The following is a 22,769-nucleotide window of genomic DNA, read 5'->3' as shown; positions in this document are numbered from 1 at the left end:
TGGCGCTCGCCGGAGGCGAGGCGGTGTACAGGGTATCCGGCGATTGGTCTGGACCGAACCCGTGGGTGCGGTTCGGTCCAGACCAATCGTCCGGTCCGATTCGACTACAGCCCGGAGGCCGCGATCAGGATCTTGCCGCCGGTGGAATCGACCTGGATCCACCGGCTCTCGCGGTCGACCTGACCGTTCCGCATGGTGTACGTCAAATTCACCACCGCGCGATTGTCACCGGTGGTGGTGACACCGCCGACGCTGACCGCGGCGACGCTCCCCCAGAACTGGGAGTACGCACCGAAACCACCGGTCGATGCCTGGTAACCGGGCGAGAGCATGGACCACGCGCCACCCACATTGCCGGGCAGCATCCCGTAGTAGCCCTGGATGAACGAGGCCACCGAGGCGGCCGACGGCGGACCCGCGGGGGTCGTGGTCGGCGGTGCGGTGGTCGTCGTACTCGGCTTGGCGGGGGTCGTGGTGGTGCTGGCGGGCGGCGGCGTGGTCGTACTCGCGGGCGGATGCGTCGTGGTCGGTTGCGCGCCCTGGGTGGGCTCGGTATTCCCGGCTCCGCCCTCGGCCGGACCGATGGCGGCCTGCGTGGATGCCGGGCCCGACGGATTCACCGGCGCCGCAACCGAAGTGGTCTCCTTGGCGACCGGGGAATTGTCACTGCCGCCCCGGCTCACCGCGTACGCCACCAGCGCGGCCAGCACCAGCGCACCCACGACACCGAGCGCCACCAGTCCGAGCTGTCGCCGATTCCCTTCCTGCCCACCGTTTTTCGGCGTGAACGGCGGTACGGGCGGCACCGGCGTCTCGGGCGAGGTGGAGCGGGCGGACGGCCCGCCGGTGGCGATATGCACCGTCGGATCGGTGGCATTGGCCGAGGACTGCCCGGTTTTGGAGGTGGCGAGCACCGTGGTGGCGGCCGAACCGTCCACCGCCGCACCGCCATTGACCGTGGGCAGCACCTTGGTCTGCGCAATCGGCGCGGTCACCCGTCCATCGGCGACAGCCTGGAGGCGTTCGGCGGCCTGTTCCATGGTGGGCCGGTCCGCGGCTTCGGCGGCCAGCAGATCCATCAGCACCGGTCCCAGCGCGCCCGCGTGCGCGGGTTCGGGGACCTGCGCCCGCGCCACCGAATGCAGTACCGCGAGCGGGTTATCGCCCTCACCGAACGGGGGCATACCTTCGACGGCCGCGAAAAGCGTTGAGCCCAGCGCGAATACATCCGAGGGCGGTTCCGGGTTCTCACCGCGCGCCACCTCCGGCGACAAGTACGCGGGCGTTCCGGCCAGGAATCCGGTGGAGGTCACCGTCACATCCCCGATGGCGCGCGAGATACCGAAGTCGGTGATCTTCACCGTTCCGTCATCGGCGACAAGGATATTGGCGGGCTTCACATCGCGGTGCACGATGCCCGCCTTGTGCGCGGCCGCGAGCGCCGCCGCCACCTTCGCCCCGATCCGGGCGACCTCGGTGGGCGCGAGATTGCCCTTCTCGCGCATGAGCGCGGCCAGCGAGACCGCGTCCACGTATTCCATGACCAGCCAGGGCTGGCCGTCCTCCTCGGCCACATCGAAGACGGTGACCGCGTTCGGGTGATGCAATCGCGCCGCGATACGCCCTTCCCGCATCGCGCGCATCTTGGCCTCGATCGCCTGGGACCGGGTGAGCCCCGGACCCAACAGCAACTGCTTGACCGCGACCGTGCGCCGCAGTCGAACATCGGTCGCGCGCCACACGACCCCCATCGCACCGGTGCCGATCGGATCCGTTAGTCGGTACCGCCCCGTGATCAACCGGTCTGAAGTCATGTGGTTGTGCCCCTCCTGCTGGCTTTCGCGCCGAGCCACCCTGCAACGTTGCGCGACGAGCCCGCCGGTAACTCTTCGAAAATCTTAGGCGTTGAAGTACTTCGCTTCCGGGTGCAGAAGTACGAACGCATCCGTCGACTGCTCCGGATGCAGCTGCAGTTCCTCCGAGAGCTCCACTCCGATCCGGCCCGCCTCCAGCAGGTCCACCAGTTTCGCCCGATCTTCCAGGTCGGGGCAGGCGCCGTACCCGAACGAGTACCGTGCGCCACGGTAGCCGAGTTTGAAGTACTCCAGCACATCGGAAGGATCGTCGTCGGCGACGGAATGCCCTTCCAGCACAAGTTCTTCCCGGATGCGGCGATGCCAAAACTCCGCGAGCGCCTCGGTGAGTTGTACGCCGATGCCGTGCACCTCGAGGTAGTCGCGGTAGTTATCGCCCGCGAACAGCTCATTGGCGAAGTCCGCGATCGGCTGCCCCATGGTGACCAGCTGGAACGGCAGCACATCGACCTGGCCGCGTTCGATGGCGATCTCGCGCGAGCGAATGAAATCGGCGATGTTCAGGAACCGGTCACGCTGCTGACGCGGGAAAGTGAACCGATACCGTTCCGGCGCATCGGGTTTGGGCTCGGTGAGAACAATCACATCGTCGCCCTCGGACACGGCCGGGAAGTAGCCGTACACCACCGCGGCATGCTGGAGCACGCCCTCGGCGATCAACCGATCCAGCCAATACCGCAGCCGCGGACGGCCTTCGGTCTCCACCAGCTCCTCATAGGAGGGGCCCTCACCGCCACGCTGACCGCGCAGACCCCACTGGCCCAGGAACAGTGCCCGCTCGTCCAGCAGACCCGAGTACTCGCCCACCGACAGGCCCTTGACCACGCGGCTGCCCCAGAACGGCGGGGTCGGCACCGGCAGATCCGCGGCCACGTCCGAGCGCGCGGGCACCTCGATCGGCACCTCTTTGGCCTTGCGTTCCTCCGCGATTCGCTTGGAGCGCTCGTGCCGGGCCTTGCGCTCGGCGATCTTCGCCGCCTCGGCCAGCGCCTCGGGGCTGTCCGGATCCGGGCCGCCGCCGCGCTTGCGGGTCATGATCTCGTCCATGAGGTGCAGGCCCTCGAAAGCGTCACGGGCGTAGTGCACATCGCCCTCGTAGACGTCGGTGAGATCGTTCTCCACGTAACCGCGGGTCAGCGCCGCGCCACCCAGCAGCACCGGGAACTGTTCCGCGACACCGCGGACATTCATCTCCTGCAGGTTCTCCTTCATGACCACCGTCGACTTGACCAGCAGTCCGGACATGCCGACCACATCGGCCTTCTTGTCCACCGCGGCATCCAGGATCGCCGAAATCGGCTGCTTGATACCGAGATTCACGACCTCGTAGCCATTGTTGGACAGAATGATGTCCACCAGGTTCTTGCCGATATCGTGCACGTCACCCTTGACCGTGGCCAGCACGATGCGACCCTTACCGGAGTCGTCGGTGGCCTCCATATGCGGTTCCAGGTGCGCGACAGCGGTTTTCATCACCTCGGCCGATTGCAGCACGAACGGCAGCTGCATCTGCCCGGATCCGAACAGCTCACCGACGGTCTTCATGCCCGAGAGCAGGGTCTCGTTGATGATCTGCAGCGGCGGCACCTCTTTCATGGCCTCGTCGAGGTCCACATCCAGGCCGTTGCGCTCACCGTCGACAATGCGCCGCGCCAGCCGCTCGAACAGCGGCAGCTGCGCCAGCTCCTCGGCGCGCGAGGCCTTGGACGAGGCCGCCGAGACACCCTCGAACATGGCCATCAGCTCTTGCAGCGGGTCGTAGTCCTCGGTGCGGCGGTCGTACACCAGATCCAGGGCGACCTTGCGCTGATCCTCGGGAATCCGCGCCATCGGCAGGATCTTCGAGGCGTGCACGATCGCCGAATCCAGTCCGGCCTCGACGCATTCGTTCATGAACACCGAATTGAGCACCTGGCGCGCGGCGGGGTTCAGACCGAAGGAGATATTGGAAAGACCCAGCGTGGTCTGCACATTCGGATGCCGCTGCTTCAAAAGCCGGATGGCCTCGATGGTTTCGATGCCATCGCGCCGCGACTCCTCCTGACCGGTGCCCAGGGTGAAGGTCAGCGTATCGACGATGATGTCGGACTCGGCCAAACCCCAGTTCTCGGTGATATCGGCAATCAACCGCTCGGCGATGGCCACCTTGGTCTCGGCGGTGCGCGCCTGACCGGTCTCGTCGATGGTCAAAGCCACCACGGCCGCACCGTGTTCGGCGACCAGCGCCATGGTCTGCTGGAACCGCGACTCCGGTCCCGCACCGTCCTCGTAGTTGACCGAGTTGACCGCGCAACGCCCGCCCAGCTGCTCCAAACCCGCACGCAGCACCGGCAATTCGGTGGAGTCCAGCATGATCGGCAGCGTCGAGGCGGTGGCCAGGCGCGAGGCCAGCTCATTCATATCGACCGCGCCGTCACGGCCCACGTAGTCCACGCACAGGTCGAGCATGTGCGCGCCGTCGCGAATCTGATCCTTGGCGATATCGAGGCACTTCTGCCAATCCTGGGCCAGCATGGCATCGCGGAAAGCCTTGGAGCCGTTGGCATTGGTGCGCTCACCGATCATCAGCACCGAGGAGTCCTGCTCGAACGGCACCGCGGAGTAGATCGAGGACACCGACGGCTCGTGCACCGGCTGGCGCACCGCCGGGGTCACCGTGCGCACCGCCGCGGCGACCTGGCGAATGTGCTCGGGCGTGGTACCGCAGCAGCCGCCCACCAGCGCCAGACCGAACTCGGAGACGAAGCCGCTCAACGCGATCGCGAGTTCCTCGGGAGTGAGCGGATACTCAGCGCCGTTCGCGCCCAGCACCGGCAGACCCGCGTTGGGCATCACCGACACCGGCAGGTTCGCGTGCTTGGACAGATGGCGCAGATGCTCGCTCATCTCATCCGGGCCGGTGGCGCAGTTCAATCCGATCATGTCGATACCGAGGTTCTCCAGCGCCGTGAGCGCCGCCCCGATCTCCGAACCCACCAGCATGGTGCCGGTGGTCTCCATCGTCACGTGCGTGATGATCGGAATCTTGCGGCCCGCGCGCGCCATCGCGTGATGGCTGCCCACGATCGCGGACTTGACCTGCAACAGGTCCTGGCAGGTCTCGATCAGGATCGCGTCCGCGCCGCCGTCGAGCATGCCCAGCGCCGCCTCGGCGTAGGCATCGCGCAGCGAGGCATAGGGCGCGTGACCCAGGGTCGGGAGTTTGGTGCCCGGACCCATCGACCCGAGCACATAGCGCGGGGTGCCGTCCGCGGACGGACCCATCTCATCGGCGACCTCACGCGCGATGCGGGTGCCGCGCTCGGACAGATCACGGATCCGGTCGGAGATGTCGTAGTCGGCGAGGTTGGGCAGATTGCAACCGAACGTATTGGTCTCGACCGCGTCCGCACCGGCCTCGAAATAGGCGCGATGAATGTGTGCGAGCACGTCAGGACGGGTTTCGTTCAGAATCTCATTGCAACCCTCGAGGCCACGGAAGTCATCCAAAGTCAGATCCGCGGCCTGCAACATGGTGCCCATCGCACCGTCGCCGATGACGACACGCCGACTGAGCGTGTCGAGTAGGGTGGTGTCGAACTCGGCGCGGGGGGACACAGACATGTCCTCAAGAGTAGTGGGGAGCACGGACAATCCGGTCCCCGGTGTAGCGCGCCGGGCCGGGAACCCCGCGCGCCGCTCGGCGGGTCGCCCTTCTCAGCACTTCCGCCGGGTCACTTCGGCCCTTCGCTCATGGGCTCGCCGACCAGCACGGTTGCGCGTCGCTGGCGCGTCCGGGTGTCCAACCCCCTAAGCTGACCGGGTGAACGCCAGTGAACCCCCGGTGCCACCCGATTCGGACCTGCCTACGCTGCGGGATCCGATCCTCGTCGCCGCCTTCGAAGGCTGGAACGACGCGGCGGATGCGGCCAGCGGAGCCGTCGAGCATCTGGAATTGATCTGGGACGCACAGCCGCTCGCCGAGCTGGACTCCGAGGACTACTACGATTACCAGGTGAACCGGCCCACGGTTCGCCAGGTCGACGGCGTGACCCGGGAAATTCACTGGCCGTCCACCATGCTCTCGGTGTGCTCCCCACCCGGCAGCGATCGCGATGTGGTGCTGCTGCGCGGGGTCGAGCCGAATATGCGCTGGCGTTCGTTCTGCAATGACCTGCTCGAATTCGTGGAGCAGCTCGATGTCACGACCGTGGTGATCCTGGGCGCGCTGCTCGCCGATACCCCGCACACCCGGCCGGTGCCGGTCACCGGAACGGCGTACAGCAAGGAAGCAGCGGAGCGCTTCAACCTGGAGCAGACCCGCTACGAGGGGCCGACCGGAATCACCGGGGTGCTCCAGGACGCGTGCGTGCGCGCCGGTGTTCCGGCCATTTCCTTCTGGGCCGCGGTGCCGCACTATGTCTCGCAGCCACCAAATCCCAAGGCGGTCATCGCACTGCTGCATCGGGTCGAGGATGTGCTCGATGTCGAGGTTCCGCTCGGCGGTCTGCCCGAACAGGCCGAGGAGTGGGAGGGCGCGGTCAACGAAATGACCACGGGCGATGAGGAAATCGCCGAATACGTCCGCTCCCTGGAGGAGCGCGGCGATGCCGAGGTGGATCTCAACGAGGCCATGGCCAAGATCGACGGCGACGCCATCGCCGCGGAATTCGAGAAATACCTGCGCAGGCGGGGTCGCGGCGGATTCGGTCTCTAGGCGTTAACTTTCGGTTCATTCGGGAGTGGCTTACCGACAGGTAAGCCTACCCTGCCTAGAATGTCCCGAATGAGCTCGCCACGGATTGCCGCGCACCTGAACGGATTCGGCGACCGAACGGCGATCATCGGTGACGACGGTCACGAACTCAGCTATGCCGCACTAGCCGCGCTCGTCTGTGATTTCGCGAACAGGCTGCGCGCGGAACAGGTTTCATCGGAGCCCGGTGGCGAATGCCGGGCAACCGAACCGTTCCGGCGTCTCGTCGCGCTGGCCGCGCGCAATGACATCGGTTCGCTGGTGGCCTATCTCGGCGCGCTCGAAGCGGGATGCGCGGTGCTGCTGACCGGTTCGGTCAGTGACGAAATGCTGCGGGTCTACGACCCGGACATCATCGTGGAATCGAGCGATGGCGCGATTCCCGAACCGCGCCGGCGGCGAACCGGTTCCGCGCACACGCTGCATCCGGAACTGGCGCTGCTGCTCAGCACCTCCGGATCGACCGGCTCCCCCAAACTGGTGCGCCTGTCCTATCGCAATCTGCTCGCCAACGCCGAATCCATTGCGGAGTACCTCGATATCCGGGATTCCGATCGCGCCGCCACCACGCTGCCGCTGTTCTACTGCTACGGACTCTCGGTGGTGCACAGTCATCTGCTGCGCGGTGCGAGCCTGCTCATGACGAGCCGGTCGGTGCTGGAGCCGGAGTTCTGGGATGGGTTCCGATGTCATCGCGCAACGTCTTTCGCGGCCGTGCCCTATACCTTCGATCTGCTCGAACGCGTCGGGTTCGAGCGCATGTCGCTGCCGCGGCTGCGCTATATCACCCAGGCGGGCGGCAAACTCGATCCCGAACGCGTGCGGCATTACGCCCGCGCGGGTGAGCGGGCGGGCTGGCGGTTCTATGTGATGTACGGCCAGACCGAGGCGACCGCGCGGATGGCCTATCTGCCACCGGAATTGGCGGCCGAGCGGCCCGACTGCATCGGAATCCCCATTCCCGGTGGCTCATTCGGCCTGGAACCGGTCGAGGGTGGTGAGGAACTCGTCTATCACGGCCCGAACATCATGATGGGCTATGCCGAATCGCCCGCCGAGCTCGCGCTCGGACCGCAGCTCACGGCGCTGCGGACCGGCGATCTGGCCTGCCGCACCCCCGAGGGTCTGTATCGGGTGATCGGCCGCCGGTCGCGATTCGCCAAGATCTTCGGGCTGCGAATCGATTTGCAGCGCATCGAATCCGGGCTGGCGGCGGCGGGGTATACGGTCTGCTGCACCGATGACGCGGAATCGCTGGTGGTGGCGGTCACCGGTGAGGATGCCACCGCTGCCGCGCAACTCGCGGCGCAATTGTCCGGTCTGCCGGTATCCGCCGTGCGGGTGTGCACGGTCGGCGAGATCCCGCGACTGCCATCGGGGAAACCGGACTATCCAGCCATTCGACGCTTACCGGTCGCTCGCAGCAGGCCGTCCGCCGATGTCCGGACCCTGTTCGCCGATGCGCTCGGACTCACCACCGCCGCAATCACTCCCGAGGCCACCTTCGCCGATCTGGGCGGCGATTCGCTCACCTATGTGGCGCTGTCGGTGAAACTCGACCGCGCGCTCGGGCAGCTCCCGGCGAACTGGCAGACCATGACGGTGGCCGAACTGGAGTCGCTCCCCCGGCGCAAACGCCGCTTCGGCCGATCGCTGGACACCACCAGTCTGCTGCGCGCCGCCGGGATCATCACCGTATTGGGTTCGCATATCGGACTTTTCGTACTGTGGGGCGGGGCGCACGTCATGCTGGCGGTCGCCGGATTCAACTTCGCCCGGTTCGGGGTCACCCCGGCTCCGGCCGCGCAGCGATTGCGCAAGACCCTGCGCACGGTCGCGCTGATCGCCGTACCGACCGCGGTGTGGGTGACGTTGACCCTGGCGTTCACCGATTACTACGGCTGGCAGAACGTCTTGCTACTCAACAAGATTCTCGGGCCGCAGGACAGTCCGACCGCCGGGCACCTGTGGTTCGTCGAGGTCGCGGTCTACTTCATGCTCGCGGGCGCGCTACTGCTGCGACTGCCGCTGGCCGATGCGCTGGAACGGCGCGCGCCGTTCTGGTTCGCCATGGCGGTGCTCGCGGTCGCGCTGATCTTCCGCTACCGATCCTTCGATCTCTATGCGCCGCGCGATATTCCGTTCTCACCGCTGGCGATCTGGTTCTTCGCGATCGGCTGGGCCGGGGCCAAGGCCACGACCGTATCGCAGCGCGCGCTGCTGACCGGGGTCGCATTGCTCACCGTGCCGGGCTATTTCGGCGTGAGCGAACGCGAACATCTGGTGCTGGCGGGTCTGCTGTTGCTCATCTGGGTGCCGTCGGTGCGGGTGCCCGCACTGATCGCGGGCGCGGCCGCACTGCTCGCCGACTCGTCATTGTTCGCGTATCTCCTGCACTGGCAGGTGTATCCGCTGTTCGGCAAGCATCACATCCTGGCGCTGGCGGCCTCGGTGGCAGCGGGCATCGCCGCCGCACAGCTCATGGGCAGGGCCCGGAGTGTGACGGCGCGAATAACGATGCACGACCGGCCGGTTCGCCGGATGCTTGACTCAGTGTTCGACGGCCCAGATCTGCGCGGCCGCCTCATGAGCCAGTTTCGCGATCAGCAGATCGCGCGGAATCGTCTGGCCGGCAAGATGATCGAGTGACGGCACCACCACATGGTGTGCATCGGCACGCTTGAGTTCGGCGGTGAGCTCCGCGAATGCGGTGCCGTCGCCGGGGGTCGATTCATGGAACGTTGCGGCGAAGCAGAAGCCGGCTGATTGCGCCAGGCTGGTCATAGCGTCCTCGAGCTCATCGCTACGGCCGTCTGCCAAATCGTCACGCACGTACCCATAGATCAACGCTTCCACCCGAACCTCCGTTGGATTGGGGATCGCTGTCCTGAAGTGTGCCCGAAACCAGCATGGTGTATTCGCGAATGCAATTGCAGATGTCAACCCACTGACATCCACATGCCCTATCCGGGTCCATCCAGCGTTAACCAGTGGGATACTACAGAGTGTGTCCGCTGGTGATGATCGACCTGTCTGGGCTGTCCGAATGCGCGCCGAACGCGATGCTCGGGGGTGGTCACAAGCCGATGCCGTGCGCACCATGCGGGGCAAATCGAGCCATAATCTGCCAACCGACAGCACACTGCTGCGCAACTGGCGGCGCTGGGAATCCGGGGAGTCCCGGCCCGATGATTTCTACGCCCCGATAATCGCGGCGGCATTCGACACCGTCACGGCCGCATTCTTTCCCAAGGCCCGGCCCAATCGGGATGACGAGTTGCTCTCGGCGACCGGCATGGACACCCTCGAGTTCATCGGACGGCTACGCATGTCCGATGTCTCCTCGGCGACCTTGGACGCCATTCGCATCACCGCCGATCGGCTGTGTTCGGAGTATCCGTGCGCCGATCCGCATGAACTGCATACCGAGGGCACCGCCTGGCTGCGGCGCATCACCTCACTGCTGGACGGGCGGCTCACGCTGGCGCAGCATCGCGAGGTGCTGGTGCTGGCGGGCTGGGTAGCCCTACTGGTCGGTTGTGTGGATTACGACCTGGGCTGGCGCACGGCCGCCGAGGCCACCCGGCGGGCCGCGGTATCGCTGGGCCAGGAGGCCGAACACGTCGAAATCATCGGCTGGGGAGCCGAAATGGCGTCCTGGTTCGCCTTGACCCAGGCCAACTATCGCGGTGCCATCGAAACCGCCGAGGCCGCGCACGCGAGCACCGCGCGACTCGGGGTCGGGGTGCAGCTGTGCGCGCAGCGCGCCAAGGCGTGGGCTCGGCTCGGGGATCGGCGTGAGGTGGAAGCCGCACTCGCCCAGGGCCGTTCGATACTGGACGGATTGGACCATCCGGCCAATTTGGACAATCATTTCGTCGTCGACCCGCAGAAGTTCGACTTCTACGCCATGGACTGCTGTCGCGTCGCCGGTGACGACCGCCTCGCCGAAAGCTATGCGCGCCAGGTCATCCTGTCCGCCACCCGCCCCGACGGCACCATTCGCAAACCCATGCGGGTCTCCGAGGCACACCTGACCCTCGCCGTCGTCGCCGTGCGCGGCCGCAATCTCGAACTCGCCCTCGACGAGGGCATGCGCGCCTTCACCGGCAAACGCCGCTCCCTCCCCTCCCTCATGTGGATCGCCGGCGAAACCGCCCGCGAAATGATCCAGCGCTTCCCCAGCGACCCCCGCACCCGCACCTACCTCGACCAACTGCGAGCCCTCGCCGCAGGTTGAATCGAGGAGCGAAGGCGAAGGGCGCACGGTCGGCATTCGGGCGAAGGCCGCGACAATGCACGGCGACGTTCGAGGCGAGCGTCGGGCGTTCCGGTTACGCTCCAGCCCATGGACTTCAGTCTGTGGACCTGCGCTACCCGCGGGCATGAGACCTACGCGCCCGACGAACCCGAACTCGCCGCCCGCCTGCATGTGACAACGCCCGCCGGGGAGTCGTGGCGTTGCCTGCGCTGCGGAGACTTCGTGCCCGGTGAGCCGCGGCGGCAGGGTCCGGCCGATAACGCGCCGGAGGTGCCGCGCGGCCATCTGCTGCGCGACCGGATCATCATGCGATTGCTGGCGGCCGAGCGGGTCCTGCGCGCCCTGGTGCTGATCCTGGTGGGCGCGGGCGTACTGAAATTGCGTGGCTCCCAGGAACATTGGCGGGACAAATGGGGCGAGGAACTCCCCCTGATCCGCCAACTCGCCGACCAGATCGGCTGGGACCCCGACCACTCCAAGATCGTGCACTGGATCGACACGGCATTCACCCTCTCCCCCACCACCCTGACCTGGGTAGCCGTAGGCATATTCGCCTACGCCGCAATCCAACTCACCGAAGCCGTCGGCCTCTGGCTCGTCAAACGCTGGGGTGAATACTTCGCCGTCATCGCCACCAGCCTCTTCCTCCCCTTCGAAATCTACGAACTCACCGAAAAGATCACGGTGGTCCGCGCAGGCGCCCTACTCATCAACCTCGCCGCCGTAATCTGGCTGCTCTGGAGCAAGCGCCTCTTCGGCCTCAACGGCGGCGCCAAGGCCTACTACGCCGAACACCACACCGAAAGCCTTCTCACCGTGGAACGTTCCGCCGTGGCGGCACAGGCCGCCTCCTGATCCGATCTGCCGGCCGCGGCACCCGCGCTATCGGACTCGGATGCTGGCGCGTACCAGGATGCCGTCCGCGACGACGTAGTAACCGGCGAAGTAGCGGTGCGAACCATCGCTTTGCAGCGCGTCGAGGGTGATGTGGACCTGATCACCCTCCACGGCGATGATCGTGACCGTGTCATTGGCGGTGGTGTCGAAGCTGCGGACGAAGTCGTCGTAATCGGGGTCGAAATTGCGGCCGCCGATATTCCAGGCGACGCGGTAGTCGTGACTGTTGATGGCGTCGAAGTAGCGCTGTACCACCGCTTCCGGGCCCGCGACCCGCACCGTGGTGGTCGGGTACACGTAGCCGGTGGTGGTCGCGGTCCAGGTCCGGGTATTCGCCGGCGGTTCGGCGACAATGCCGGTGGTGGGTTCCGGATCGTGCCCTCGGGTGAGCAGCAGGGCCGTGATGCCGATGGCGGCGACCACGGCCACCACCGCGCCCGCGATGAACAAGCCCGGGGTGCCACCGGATTCGAGCTCACGTTCGGTCCCGGGCGCGCTCAGATCACCGCCGCAGTCGGTACAGAAACGTTCGGTCAGCGTCTCGAAGCCGCGACCGCACTGCCAGCACAGCAGCGTGCCGCATTCGGTACAGCGGCGCTGCCATCGACCGGACAGCTCGGCTCCGCACTGCGCGCACTCGGCCATCTCATCTCCCGGAAACCGCTGTGGCCCCGATTCAATCGGCGAAGATGACGTCGATGGCCGAACGCAGGCCGGTCACCAGGGTCGCCAGCGGGGTCAATCCGGCGACCGCCTTACCGGTGACATCGAGGAAGGCCGCGAGCAGATGCCGGTTCGGCCGGGGTTTCGCGGCCTCGGTGCGAGCCTGTTCGATGGTTTCGACGACCTCGTCCTGTTCGGGGAAGTCCGCGGCCGCGTGGATCCGGTCCAGTAGGGCGGTCAGGCCCGCGCGCAATTCCTCCAGTGTGACGGGGGTGGCCGGACCGGTACCGGTATTGCCGACGGATAGGGTCGCATCGCGTCCGGCGATTGCCGAGTTGGTGGCCTCGACACTGCCGCCGATCCACACTCCGTCATTGCTGTTCATGCAAAACTCCTCGGGTTCAATGACTTTCACTGCCGCCGCGGGTGACCGGGGCGCCGACCGTGGCAGACCCGCCGCCGATGGCGGAATTCATGATCGTCGCGTCGCCGGCGAAGGTGACGCTGTTGTTGACGACCTGCTCGGCGCGGCGGAGCAGTTCGTCGGGGTCGATATTGTGCTCGACGAGAAATTCACCGAGTGCCTCGATGACCCGCTTCTCGACCGTCTTGGTGTACATCTGCTCGTCGAGGAATTGGAAATAGCGGTGGTAGCCGAGTGAGAGGTCACCCTTATTCCGGCGCAGATCGCTGGCGGCTTCGCGGATGCTGATGCGCGCACCATGATTGAAGCTCCGCATCTCGCGGATCTGCTTGCGCTGACGCCGTTGCTTACGCCGGTACAGCGGCGCGGAGAACATCGCGTGGATAACGCTTGGAACACAATTCAGCAATGTGCGCGGCAGGATTCGCGCACTGTGACCCATAAGCCGCAGTACCGGTTTGGGTGCGGGCCGCAGCAGCAGTTCGTCTATTTCATGGAATGACAGCCGCAGTGGCGGCAGTACACAGCAGTTCATCTCGACGAACAGTGAGGTCTCGGACAGCACCAGCCGGACGAAGGCGCTCCAGACCAATTCGCCGTCCCAGCCGACGATCTCGGTCGCCAGGTACGGGCGGGCATTGTTCTCCGGCCGATCCATGAGCGCCGTCATGACCGTGTCGTCGATCCAGGCCACCGGCCGGCCATACGGGTCCGGCAGCAGACGGCCATCCTGGTGGATATCGTCGCCATTGACGAATAGCCGGTTGTAGACATTGATTCCGGCCACGTCGAGTTCGCCGACCCGCTTGTGCAATCGCTTGTTCAGATCGACGACGGCAAACGATTCGATCGGGTCCTGCGGCCGCTGCCGCTTGGTGATGTCGAGCGCGAAGGACCAGCCGCGCACGCTCCACCCGTGCCCCAGGAACGGGTTATAGCCTTGGTAGACCGTGAGATTGCTGTTCGCGTAGTGGGATACGTGCGCAAGCTGCTCGACGGCCGGATCGTTCGGGGTGCGCGGTGCGTCCGCGCGGCGGAATTTGTCCCGCCGCAGGGTATGCGCGGTCGATCCCCAGCGGGCCAGGCACTGCTCGGTGAAGATCACGCACCAGCCGACCACCAGTAGATACGGCAGCAGACCGAAAAGTCCGAGCAGTAGCAGCGGTATGGCGAGTAACTCCGAGGCGCCATCCAGCGGGCTGGAACTCGAATCGTCGGGCAGGAGGGAGTAAACGATGAAACCGAGCAGCAGCACCGCCAGAATGCCGTCGCGGATTGCTTGCCGCCAGCGCGCGGCGACCGCATGGCGGCATACCGCCTCGAGATCGACCTGCGGCGATTGCGCCACCGCGCACAGCGGTTCCTCCATGACATTCTGGACGACGATGCGCGCCAGCGCGCTCTCGAAATGAACGGCCGCGCAGAGATATCGAGTGGCCTCGTCATGATGATCGGTAAGCAGGGGCGCGGGCGCCGGACCTGTCGCCGATGGCGGCAGACCGCAGTCTCCGCAGAAGCGATAACCCGCCGGGTTATCGTGGCCACACCGTGAACATCGCATATCGAACTCCCCTCCGATCTCACCGGGTGAGTCAGAGCGCAACATTGCGTGCGTCGAGTGTATGACCGAAAGACTTGACGACTCAGGACAATCCGTGCGGAATGCGTCAATGGGGATGGAAACGAACCTCGTGAATTCGAAATCCCTTTTCGGGTAATCCGATTTGATCCGAAACAATTGAAAACCGACTGCTCCTATTGCCCGCGACACATTCACCACCGCTCCGCGGCATCGGTCACTCCGCGAACGCCCGGGCCGTCGAACTCGCGCGACAACCGGATCCCGGCGGCCGACCGGGGCAGGGCGCGCCGACACTCGGCGCGATTCCGAACCGGTCAGCCGGGAGTACTACTCTTCTCCGGTGACCGAGTCCGCTGACGGATTGCTGCCGGACCCAGGAGGGACCGGGGTCGAGGAGTTTCCGCATGCCGAGCGGCTGCGGCTGTTCTCCTTCGCCACGGCCGAGAAGCGGGGGGACTACCTGTGGGTTTTGCGGGCTTTCGATATGGCTCGCGGGGCTTATGTGGTGCTGTTGCACGCCTCGGATGTTGTGGAGACGCTCAATCGTTGCCCCGGGGGGCCGCGGTTGACGCCGACCGAGGTGGGGCCGCTGCTGGAGCAGTTGCATCAGTGGGGGGTGCTGGAGCGCAGCTATGACGGGACGCGGGCGGCGACGCTGGCCGAGTACCGGAATCGGCATTTCGTGTACCAGTTCTCGCAGGCCGGGTTTCAGGCATATCGGGCAGTGTCGGAGGTGCTCGAAGCGCGGCTCGATGAGGCTTCGCTGTCACGGCTGGTGCTGCCCGAGTTGCTGGCCGATCTGCACACGCTGGCCGAGGCGAACAGGAGCGGGGACGCGCCCCGGGTGTACCGGGTGCTGAATCGGCTCGATCGGGCGCTGTCGGATCTGGCGGATCGCGCGGCGCATTTCTATCTGACGCTCGGCGATTTGGTGCGCACCACCGAGGCCACCCCCGAGGCGTTCCTGGCGCACAAGGACGCGCTGCTTGCGCATATGCGCGAGTTCTCGATGGATCTGGCGCGGTTCGCGCCCCGGCTGGCCGCCGCCATTCGCGAGGTGGAGGAGACCGGGGCCGAGGAGCTCATCGAGCGGGCCGCACGCTGCGACGAGCGGGTGCTGCTCAATACCGCTGAGCGCGAAGCGGATTGGCGGGCACGCTGGCAGGGCCTGCGGGCATGGTTCATCGGTGACGGCACCGAGGGCGGGCTCACCGAATGCGAGCGACTGCGCGAGGCGACCATGAGCGCCATCGCGGCGGTGCTGTCGCTGCTGCGGCGGGTCACCGAGACGCGCAAGGGCGGGGTCAGCCGGGAATCGGCGCTGCGGCATCTCGCGGGCTGGTTCACCGCCGCGCCCAGCGCCGATGCCGCGCACGCGCTGTTCGATGCCGTCTTCGGACTGGGACGGCCCCGGCATCTGGCCATGCACCATCCCGACGCCGATGTCATTCCCGCGATCCGATCCTGGTGGGACGCACCGCCTTTGGAGATCGCCCGCACTCTCGCCGAGACGGGCCGCCCACCCACCCCCGGCGCTCCGGCGCGCCTGCAACGCAATGACGCGGGCATCCGCCGCCTGCGCGAGGCGCAACTCGACGCCCAGCGCGCCCGCTCCCAGGCCGCGCGCTCCCTGGCCGCCGCCGACGTCCACGACCGCGAACTCGACGAACGTGAGACCGAGGTACTGCTGCGCCTCATCGACGCCGCCTCGACCGCGTGGGTGCCGGTCAGCGGACGCGTCTCGGGCACAACGGGATCCGATAGCGGCGTCACCCTGACGGTCTCCGAGCACGAGGGTTCCACGGTCGTGCGCACCTCGCGTGGGCTCCTGCACCTGAACAACCGCAAACTCCAGGTGCGTGAGACGGCGTCCACGCGCAAGAGCAAAGCCGTGGCCGCGCACACCGCCAACCGCACATCGACCGGCGGCGGATCAGCGCCCGGTGCCCACACCGCAACCGGCGGCGGGAGTGCCAGCTCGGCGGATTCGCAGGATATGGACGGTTCTGGGGAGGGGATGGGCTGATGCACGCGCGGACTATCGATTCGCTGGCGCTGGACAACTATCAGCGGGCCGCCCGGGTGGTGCTGGCGAACCATCTGATCACCCGGAGTTATCCGGATCGGATTGCGCTGCCGTTGATTCGGCGGTGGGCGACGGAATTGCGCGAGGATCTCGCGGAGCTGTTCGGGTATCGGCTGGAGGTCACCGAAACCACGGCTCGGCTGTTCCCGGTGCTGGATACCCTCGATGCCGGACGCCCCGCGCGGACGGCGGCGGATCGACTCTTCGATCGGCGGCGCTACGCGTATCTGGCGCTGGCGCTGGCGGCGCTCGGTCGCGCCGGTGATCAGATCACGCTGTCGGAGTTGGCGGATCAGGTGGCCTCGTACACCGAGCGGGTGGACGGGCTCGATCTGGCGGCCGACCGGGCCGGCGATCGTGACGCCTTCGTCGATGCCGTCGGCTGGCTGGCGGCGCGCGGCGCGGTCACCCTCGCCGACGGTGACGCCGGGGGCTGGGCGAGCGATCCCGAAGCGGGCGAAGCGCTTTACGATATCGACCGGTCCGTGGTGTTCGCGCTGTTCCGGCCGCCGCGCGCCCTCCAGCATCTGCAGAGTGTGACCGGGCTGCTGGGCGAGGAGGCGGGCGGCGGTGATACCCGCTCCCCCGCAATGGCATTGGCGTCGCGGGCGGTGCGGCGGGCACTAGTGGAGCAACCGGTCGTCTATGCCGATGATCTGGCAGAACCGCATCGATCGCTGCTCGCGCAGGAGAAACTCGTGCAGGAGGTCGAGCAGGTCACCGGGCTCAAGGCCGAGCGGCGCGCGGAAGGTGTTGCGCTGATCGACAGTTCGGGGCGGCTGTCCGATGTGCGGTTCCCCGGTACGGGCACGCTCGCGCAGGTCGCGTTGCTGCTGGCCGGTGAGATCGCCGATCTCGTACTGGATCTCGACAATCCGATCGCGCGCATCCCCCGACCCGAACGCCCGCGCGCCGACCTGGCGGACCAGTTGGATACCGCCATCCCGGTGACCACGGTATTCGCGCCGCTCGCCGATACCGTGGATATCTTTGCCGCCGAACAGGATTCGGACGACGAGGACGCCGACCCCGAGATCCCGGACTATCCGTTCATCGAATCGGCCTGGATTCGCGATACCGTGCGCATGCTCACCGGCCGCTACGGCGCGACCTTCGCCGCCCAATGGCAGGCCGACGTCCCTGGACTCACCGTCGAGGTGGTCGGACTGCTGGAGCGACTGCGCCTGATCGAACGGGTCGACACCACCGCGCCGGGCTCCCCCGCACCGGACGATCTCGGTTCCGGTCTGCTCATCCTGCCCGCCCTGGCCCGCTATCGCGGGGCCATCGTCACCATCCGCACCCGCGCGGAAACCGAATTGTTCATCTCACCGGCCGATATCGGCGCGCACCCGGAACCCGGTGCACCGGTACCGGATCCCGCCCCGGCCGTCATGGACGACGCGGTCGCGGCGGAGGGTGCCGAGCGGGTCGACCCGCAGTCCGCGATCGCACCCGATCCGGCGGAGACCGCCGCGGACAATTCCGAGCTTGTCGCTACAGAGAAGGGATTCGGGAGCTGATGGGCGACCTCATTCACGGTGGAGTCCGCTTCGTCCCCAGTCGCGCGGGCATCGTCAACCTGTGGGATTACCGGGATCAGGAGTTCTGTTTCGCCGATGGGCGATTGGTGCTGCGCGGGCCGAACGGGTCGGGTAAGACCAAGGCGCTGGAGGTGCTGTTCCCGTTCGTGCTCGACGGCCGGATCGAACCGCGGCGGTTGAATCCGTTCGCGGGTGAAGAGCGCACCATGAAGTCGAATCTGCTGTACCGCAAGCAGGAGTCGGCGTATTCGTACGTGTGGATGGAGTTCGCGCGCGGTTCCTGGTCCGATCCGGAGACGGTGACCGTCGGCATCGGCATGCGCGCCACGCGCTCCTCGGACAAGGTGACGCGCTGGTATTTCGTCGCCGACGGCCGGGTGGGCGTGGACTTCTCGCTGCTCGGTCCCGATGATCGCCCGCTCACCCGCAAGCAGTTGGCCGAGCAGATCGGCGGCGACGCCATCGTGGATCGGCCGGTGGAATATCGCGCCGCCATCGACGCGCGCATGTTCGGGCTCGGGCAGCAGCGGTACGACCAGCTCATCAATCTGATTCTGACGCTGCGCCGTCCGCAGCTGGCCAAGAATCTGGATCCGCGCGGGCTGTCGCAGGCGCTCACCGACGGTCTGCGGCCGCTCGATGAGCAGCTGATCCTGGACGCGGCACGCTCGTTCAGCGATATGGAGGAGGTCGGGCGCACCCTGGAAGGCCTGATCCAGGCCGATTCCGCGACCAAGGCGTTCGTCGGTGTCTACCGCAAATACCTTGCGGTGCAGGCGAAGACCGATATCGACCAGGTGCGGGTCCGGCTGGACGCGGTGACGCACGCCAGCACCGCCCTGCACGCGGCCGCCGCGCTGCGCCAGCGCCGCGATACCGATCGCGCCGCCGCCGAGACCCGCGCCGAGGATTCCGATCGCGCCTACGAGCAGGCGCTCTCCGATCGCGAAACCCTGCAGCGTTCCAGCGCTTACGAGGGTAAGCAGCAGCTCGACGATCTCGCCGACGCCGTGCGCCGCCTGGAAACCTCCTCGGGCGTGCACCGCGACAAGGCGCTCAAGGCCCGCCAGACGGTCGATCAGCGCGCCCAGGAATCCGAGCGCGCCACCGCCGCCGTCCAGCACGCCTCCTCGGCGCTGGCCCGAGGCGAGGACGAATTGCGTTCCGCCGCCGAGGAAGCCGGTATCCCGTGGACCTCGCTCCCCGAGCAGGCCCGCGCCGACCACCTCACCACCACCGTCCGCAGTCACGCCGAGGAGCGCGACGCCGACGTCCGCGCCGTCCGCCGCGCCCTCACCCTGGTCGACGCCGCCGTCACCGAACGCACCCGCGCCGAACGCGCCACCCAGCGCGCCACCGAACTCCGCGAGGCCGCCGCCGCCGAACTCGCTCAGGCCGAGGCCTCGGTAACCCTGGCCCGCTCCAATACCGCCGTCTCCCTGCGCGATTGGTGGGACGAACACCGCGAGGTCTACACCCCCATCCGCGAGGGCCTCTTCGAAGCCCTCAACGACGCCCTCGCCGCCGCGGGCACCGAAAACCCCGCCCCGCAGCGCCACAACGCCGCAGCGGGCATGCTCGGCCCCGCGGGCAAGGGCCGCAAACGCAAGGGCGGCGCGGACACCGAAGAATCGCCCGCCGCCGTCGACGGCCACACCGAGCCGAATGCGGATGCCACCGACCAGGAGAGCGCGGTTCCGGCCACCCCCGCCGAAGTGCTGGCTGAGCGCACCGAACCGCTGACCGAGGAGATTCGGGGACGCCGCCAGGAGGCCAAGGCGCGGGCCGCGCAGGCCAAGGCGCGGGCGGTCGAATTGCGCGGCGAGCGTGAGCAGGTCGCGGCCGAGCGGGATGACGCGCCGAAGGCATTCGCGGCGCGCGCCGATGTGCGCGGCGAGCACGCGGGTGCGCCGCTGTGGCGACTCGTGCGGTTCGCCGATCGGGTGACTCCGGAGGCCGCCGCCGGAATCGAAGCGGCGCTCCAGGCCGCGAATCTGCTGGACGGCTGGGTGTGCGCGGATGCCACCCTGCCGGACCACGCCTCCGACCAATTCCTGGTGCCGCTGCCGAAGGCCCAGCGTCCCGCCGGTCGCACTCTCGCCGATGTGCTTGTGGTGGAAGACGATTCCGACACCCTCACCGTGCCGCGCCAGACGGTCGCCGATGTGCTGGCCTCCATCGCCCTGCACGAATCGCCGACCACGGGCAAGGCCGCGGGCTCGAAAACCGCCGCACTCCCCACCGCCAATTCGGTTGCGGGATCGGCGGAGTCGCTCGCCATCGCGACCGATGGCTGTTATCGGCAGGGCGTGCAGGTCGGGCGGCATTTCAAGGCGGATGCGGAGTTCATCGGGACCACCGCACGGGCTCGGCGACGCGAGCTGCGGCTGGCGGAGTTGAGCGCGGCCATCGAGGCCGCCGAGGTCGCCGCGCAGGAGGCGCTGGAGCAGGAGCAGGCCGCTACCGCCGAACTCGGGCGGGTGTCGGCCGCTGCCAAGGCTTTGCCGCGCACCACAGCGGTAACCGGTGCGCTGCGGGCGGTTTCGGAGGCGGCGGGGATGTTGCGGTCGCGCTCCGAGGCGGCGGCGCAGGCGGAGCGGGATCTGGATCAGGCGGTCGGTGAGTACGGCGCTGCCGATAAGAAGGTCCGGGCTATCGCGGCCGAGCACAGGGCACCTCGCGATCCGGCGGAGTTGGACGCGCTGGCCGCGGCGGTGCGGCATTTCGAGAACGCGGGCACCGCGCTGCTGCGATTGCGCGGGGACTCCCAGCGCGAGAACGAACGCTCCCGCGAGGCCGGGGATCGCCTCGACGAGGCCACCGATCTGGCGGAGGCGTTCGCCGAGGAGGCCGAGGCGGCGCGCGGCGGATACGAGGAGCAGCTGCGCAAACTGGAGACCCTGCGCGAGGCCCTCGGCGCGGGCGCGGCCGATATCGATCGCGAACTCGAGGCCGCCCGCGAGCGCATCGATGCCGCACGGGCGGAACAGAAGTCGGCCCGCAAGGCCGCGCACGAGGCGATCGAGGCCGTCGGCACCGCCGAGGGCGCGCATCGGGCCGCGCACAACACCCTCGGCACCGCGCTCACCGAATTGCTGGCCGATGTCCGGCATCTGGCCCCGTACGCCCGCCCGGATCTGCTGAGCCTGCTGGGCGCGCCGATCGAAAGCCGCTGGCCCAGCAGCGATGCGGCCTGGTCCACTCCCGAACAGCTGCTGTACCGCATCGAGAACGGCGATCCGGCGCAGGAGCCCAAGGTGCTCCCGGACGAGGTCGCCGAACTGTTCGAGAACCTCGCCACCGCAACGGCTTCGGTGCGCGCCGGGGAGGCCACCCGCAAATCCACGCGCAGCGCCGTCACCACCGCGCTACAGGAGTTCGATGCCGCGCTCACCGCGGCGCGCCAGGATTACCGCCTGCACTGGGACGCGGCCGACGGTCTGACCGTGGTGCAGGTGCACGACGATCACGGCCTGTCGTCACTGGCCGATTTCGCCGAGCGCATCGGCGGTGCGCGCCGGGACCAGGAATTGCTGCTCACCGATTCCGAGCGCCGCATCCTGGAGGACGCGCTGCTCACCGGTCTGGCCCAGCAGATTCACGAACGCACCAGTGACGCACGCGATCTCATCACCCGCATGGGCATGGAGATGAAGCAGCGCCGCATGTCCTCGGGCAACACCATCGGTGTGCACTGGGTGCTGGCCGACAATCTGTCCGAGCCCGCGCGGGCGGTGTGCAAGCTGCTCGATCGCGATTCCGCCGAACTGGTCCCGGACGATCTCGCCACCATCCGTGCGCATTTCGCGGCCGAGATCCGGGCCGCGCGCGCGAGCCATCCGGAGCGTTCGTTCCCGGAGATTCTGGCCGCCACCCTGGATTACCGCACCTGGCGGTCGTTCTCGTTCACCATCATCACCTCCGATGGCACCGAGGATCGGCTCACCGTGGCCCGGCACAGCGCGCTGTCCGGCGGTGAGCAGTCGGTATCGCTGCACCTGCCGCTGTTCGCGGCCGCGCACGTCATGCTGGATTCGGCGGACCCCCAGGCCCCGCGCCTGCTGGCGCTGGACGAGGCGTTCGCCGGTGTCGACGACAATGGTAAGAGCGAACTGCTGGGCCTGTCCGTGCAATTCGATCTCGACCTGTTCATGACCGGGTACGACCTGTGGATCACCTACGCGCATGTCCCGGGGTGCTCGCATTACGATCTCGCGCACTCCGCGGCCGAGAACACCGTCAGCGCAACGCTGCTGGTGTGGGACAGCGCCGATCTGCTGGCCGAGCACGACGGCACCGATCTCACCACCGCGCTCGGCTCCCCCAACCGTCGGCGGCTGCCGCACGGTGTGGAGGGCGCGATGGCGCTGCTCTGAGGCAGCGCCCCACGCGAATCCTGCCCCGTGCGCGAATCCTGATCCGCGCCCGGGGCATACGCGAAGTTCGCACCGCATAACCGGTTTCGCCCGCTTGCGATGATCGTCACTCGAATCCTGTTCGGGGGGTGTCCAGTGCCCTGGACACGGCTACGGAACCGGCCCTCGGCGAGCGGTCCGAAACGGCCCTGGTAAACAACCCGTGCACCACCGGATTACGCGTGTCGCGGCGCGCCACGCCGTAAGGATTGGTGTATCGGCAAATCAACAGTTTCGCCAATGGCGGTGTATCGACTAGAAATGTTTTCCGTGCCGATCCCTATCGAG

Annotated in this window: 13 protein-coding genes; 7 read left to right on the top strand and 6 right to left on the bottom strand. The window is 67.3% G+C overall.

What is annotated here, in order from left to right:
• Window positions 1-104: 104 nt before the first annotated feature.
• Window positions 105-1,814, bottom strand: coding sequence for a serine/threonine-protein kinase (locus tag ACFVUS_RS03070; RefSeq protein WP_387761505.1), 1,710 nt, complete (start codon window positions 1,812-1,814; stop codon window positions 105-107).
• An 84-nt stretch (window positions 1,815-1,898) separates the two neighbouring features.
• Entirely contained in the window at window positions 1,899-5,477 is a 3,579-nt protein-coding gene (gene metH, locus ACFVUS_RS03065) for a methionine synthase (RefSeq protein ID WP_387761504.1), read from the bottom strand.
• A 199-nt stretch (window positions 5,478-5,676) separates the two neighbouring features.
• On the opposite strand from metH, the gene ACFVUS_RS03060 reads away from it, so the two are divergent.
• Window positions 5,677-6,570: a PAC2 family protein gene (locus tag ACFVUS_RS03060; RefSeq protein ID WP_387761503.1), complete on the top strand. Its 894-nt coding sequence runs from the start codon at window positions 5,677-5,679 to the stop codon at window positions 6,568-6,570.
• Window positions 6,571-6,639: 69 nt separating this feature from the next.
• Window positions 6,640-9,258 carry an AMP-binding protein gene (locus ACFVUS_RS03055; RefSeq protein WP_387761502.1) on the top strand — a complete coding sequence of 873 codons (2,619 nt, stop codon included), beginning with the start codon at window positions 6,640-6,642 and terminating at the stop codon, window positions 9,256-9,258.
• Here ACFVUS_RS03055 and ACFVUS_RS03050 read toward each other — a convergent pair.
• Window positions 9,160-9,465: a hypothetical protein gene (locus ACFVUS_RS03050; protein ID WP_067562883.1), complete on the bottom strand. Its 306-nt coding sequence runs from the start codon at window positions 9,463-9,465 to the stop codon at window positions 9,160-9,162. The two genes, ACFVUS_RS03055 and ACFVUS_RS03050, sit on opposite strands and share 99 nt — an antisense overlap.
• A 190-nt stretch (window positions 9,466-9,655) precedes the next feature.
• On the opposite strand from ACFVUS_RS03050, the gene ACFVUS_RS03045 reads away from it, so the two are divergent.
• Window positions 9,656-10,849 carry an XRE family transcriptional regulator gene (locus tag ACFVUS_RS03045; protein WP_387761501.1) on the top strand — a complete coding sequence of 398 codons (1,194 nt, stop codon included), beginning with the start codon at window positions 9,656-9,658 and terminating at the stop codon, window positions 10,847-10,849.
• Between the two features lie 108 nt (window positions 10,850-10,957).
• Window positions 10,958-11,725, top strand: a complete 768-nt coding sequence (locus ACFVUS_RS03040; protein WP_387761500.1) for a DUF2127 domain-containing protein — start codon at window positions 10,958-10,960, stop codon at window positions 11,723-11,725.
• 27 nt (window positions 11,726-11,752) lie between these two features.
• On the opposite strand, the gene ACFVUS_RS03035 is transcribed toward ACFVUS_RS03040, so the two are convergent.
• The 3 genes from ACFVUS_RS03035 to ACFVUS_RS03025 are packed head-to-tail and all read right to left on the bottom strand — an operon-like array spanning window position 11,753 to window position 14,415.
• Window positions 11,753-12,412 (bottom strand): hypothetical protein, encoded by a 660-nt coding sequence (locus ACFVUS_RS03035; RefSeq protein ID WP_387761499.1) that lies wholly within the window; start codon window positions 12,410-12,412, stop codon window positions 11,753-11,755.
• Window positions 12,413-12,443: 31 nt separating this feature from the next.
• Window positions 12,444-12,815: a hypothetical protein gene (locus tag ACFVUS_RS03030; RefSeq protein WP_387761498.1), complete on the bottom strand. Its 372-nt coding sequence runs from the start codon at window positions 12,813-12,815 to the stop codon at window positions 12,444-12,446.
• A gap of 16 nt (window positions 12,816-12,831) precedes the next feature.
• The gene (locus ACFVUS_RS03025) at window positions 12,832-14,415 is read right to left on the bottom strand and encodes a zinc ribbon domain-containing protein (RefSeq protein ID WP_387761497.1); all 1,584 of its coding nucleotides are present in this window, start codon (window positions 14,413-14,415) and stop codon (window positions 12,832-12,834) included.
• A gap of 436 nt (window positions 14,416-14,851) precedes the next feature.
• Here ACFVUS_RS03025 and ACFVUS_RS03020 point away from each other — a divergent pair, with 436 nt between their 5' ends.
• From ACFVUS_RS03020 to ACFVUS_RS03010, 3 genes are read left to right on the top strand one after another with little or no spacing between them, the layout of a single operon-like run.
• Window positions 14,852-16,462 (top strand): TIGR02677 family protein, encoded by a 1,611-nt coding sequence (locus ACFVUS_RS03020; protein ID WP_387765375.1) that lies wholly within the window; start codon window positions 14,852-14,854, stop codon window positions 16,460-16,462.
• Window positions 16,462-18,045 carry a TIGR02678 family protein gene (locus ACFVUS_RS03015; RefSeq protein WP_387761496.1) on the top strand — a complete coding sequence of 528 codons (1,584 nt, stop codon included), beginning with the start codon at window positions 16,462-16,464 and terminating at the stop codon, window positions 18,043-18,045. The genes ACFVUS_RS03020 and ACFVUS_RS03015 overlap by 1 nt, the downstream gene beginning before the upstream one ends.
• A complete protein-coding gene (locus tag ACFVUS_RS03010; RefSeq protein WP_387761495.1) occupies window positions 18,045-22,442 on the top strand; it encodes a TIGR02680 family protein in 4,398 nt (1,465 codons plus the stop codon). The genes ACFVUS_RS03015 and ACFVUS_RS03010 overlap by 1 nt, the downstream gene beginning before the upstream one ends.
• The last annotated feature ends 327 nt before the right edge of the window (window positions 22,443-22,769 follow it).

It is taken from the genome of Nocardia sp. NPDC058058 (assembly GCF_042885355.1).
Taxonomy (GTDB): domain Bacteria; phylum Actinomycetota; class Actinomycetes; order Mycobacteriales; family Mycobacteriaceae; genus Nocardia.
The sequence above is the reverse complement of the archived record's forward strand: the minus strand, read 5'-3'. Positions and strand labels throughout refer to the sequence as shown.

What these genes read in the sequence shown, in the direction of transcription:
- ACFVUS_RS03070 (WP_387761505.1), bottom strand. Translation starts at nt 1,814, where the DNA reads ATGACTTCAGACCGGTTGATCACGGGGCGGTACCGACTAACGGATCCG.
- metH (WP_387761504.1), bottom strand. Translation starts at nt 5,477, where the DNA reads ATGTCTGTGTCCCCCCGCGCCGAGTTCGACACCACCCTACTCGACACG.
- ACFVUS_RS03055 (WP_387761502.1), top strand. Translation starts at nt 6,640, where the DNA reads ATGAGCTCGCCACGGATTGCCGCGCACCTGAACGGATTCGGCGACCGA.
- ACFVUS_RS03045 (WP_387761501.1), top strand. Translation starts at nt 9,656, where the DNA reads ATGCGCGCCGAACGCGATGCTCGGGGGTGGTCACAAGCCGATGCCGTG.
- ACFVUS_RS03040 (WP_387761500.1), top strand. Translation starts at nt 10,958, where the DNA reads ATGGACTTCAGTCTGTGGACCTGCGCTACCCGCGGGCATGAGACCTAC.
- ACFVUS_RS03035 (WP_387761499.1), bottom strand. Translation starts at nt 12,412, where the DNA reads ATGGCCGAGTGCGCGCAGTGCGGAGCCGAGCTGTCCGGTCGATGGCAG.
- ACFVUS_RS03030 (WP_387761498.1), bottom strand. Translation starts at nt 12,815, where the DNA reads ATGAACAGCAATGACGGAGTGTGGATCGGCGGCAGTGTCGAGGCCACC.
- ACFVUS_RS03025 (WP_387761497.1), bottom strand. Translation starts at nt 14,415, where the DNA reads ATGCGATGTTCACGGTGTGGCCACGATAACCCGGCGGGTTATCGCTTC.
- ACFVUS_RS03015 (WP_387761496.1), top strand. Translation starts at nt 16,462, where the DNA reads ATGCACGCGCGGACTATCGATTCGCTGGCGCTGGACAACTATCAGCGG.
- ACFVUS_RS03010 (WP_387761495.1), top strand. Translation starts at nt 18,045, where the DNA reads ATGGGCGACCTCATTCACGGTGGAGTCCGCTTCGTCCCCAGTCGCGCG.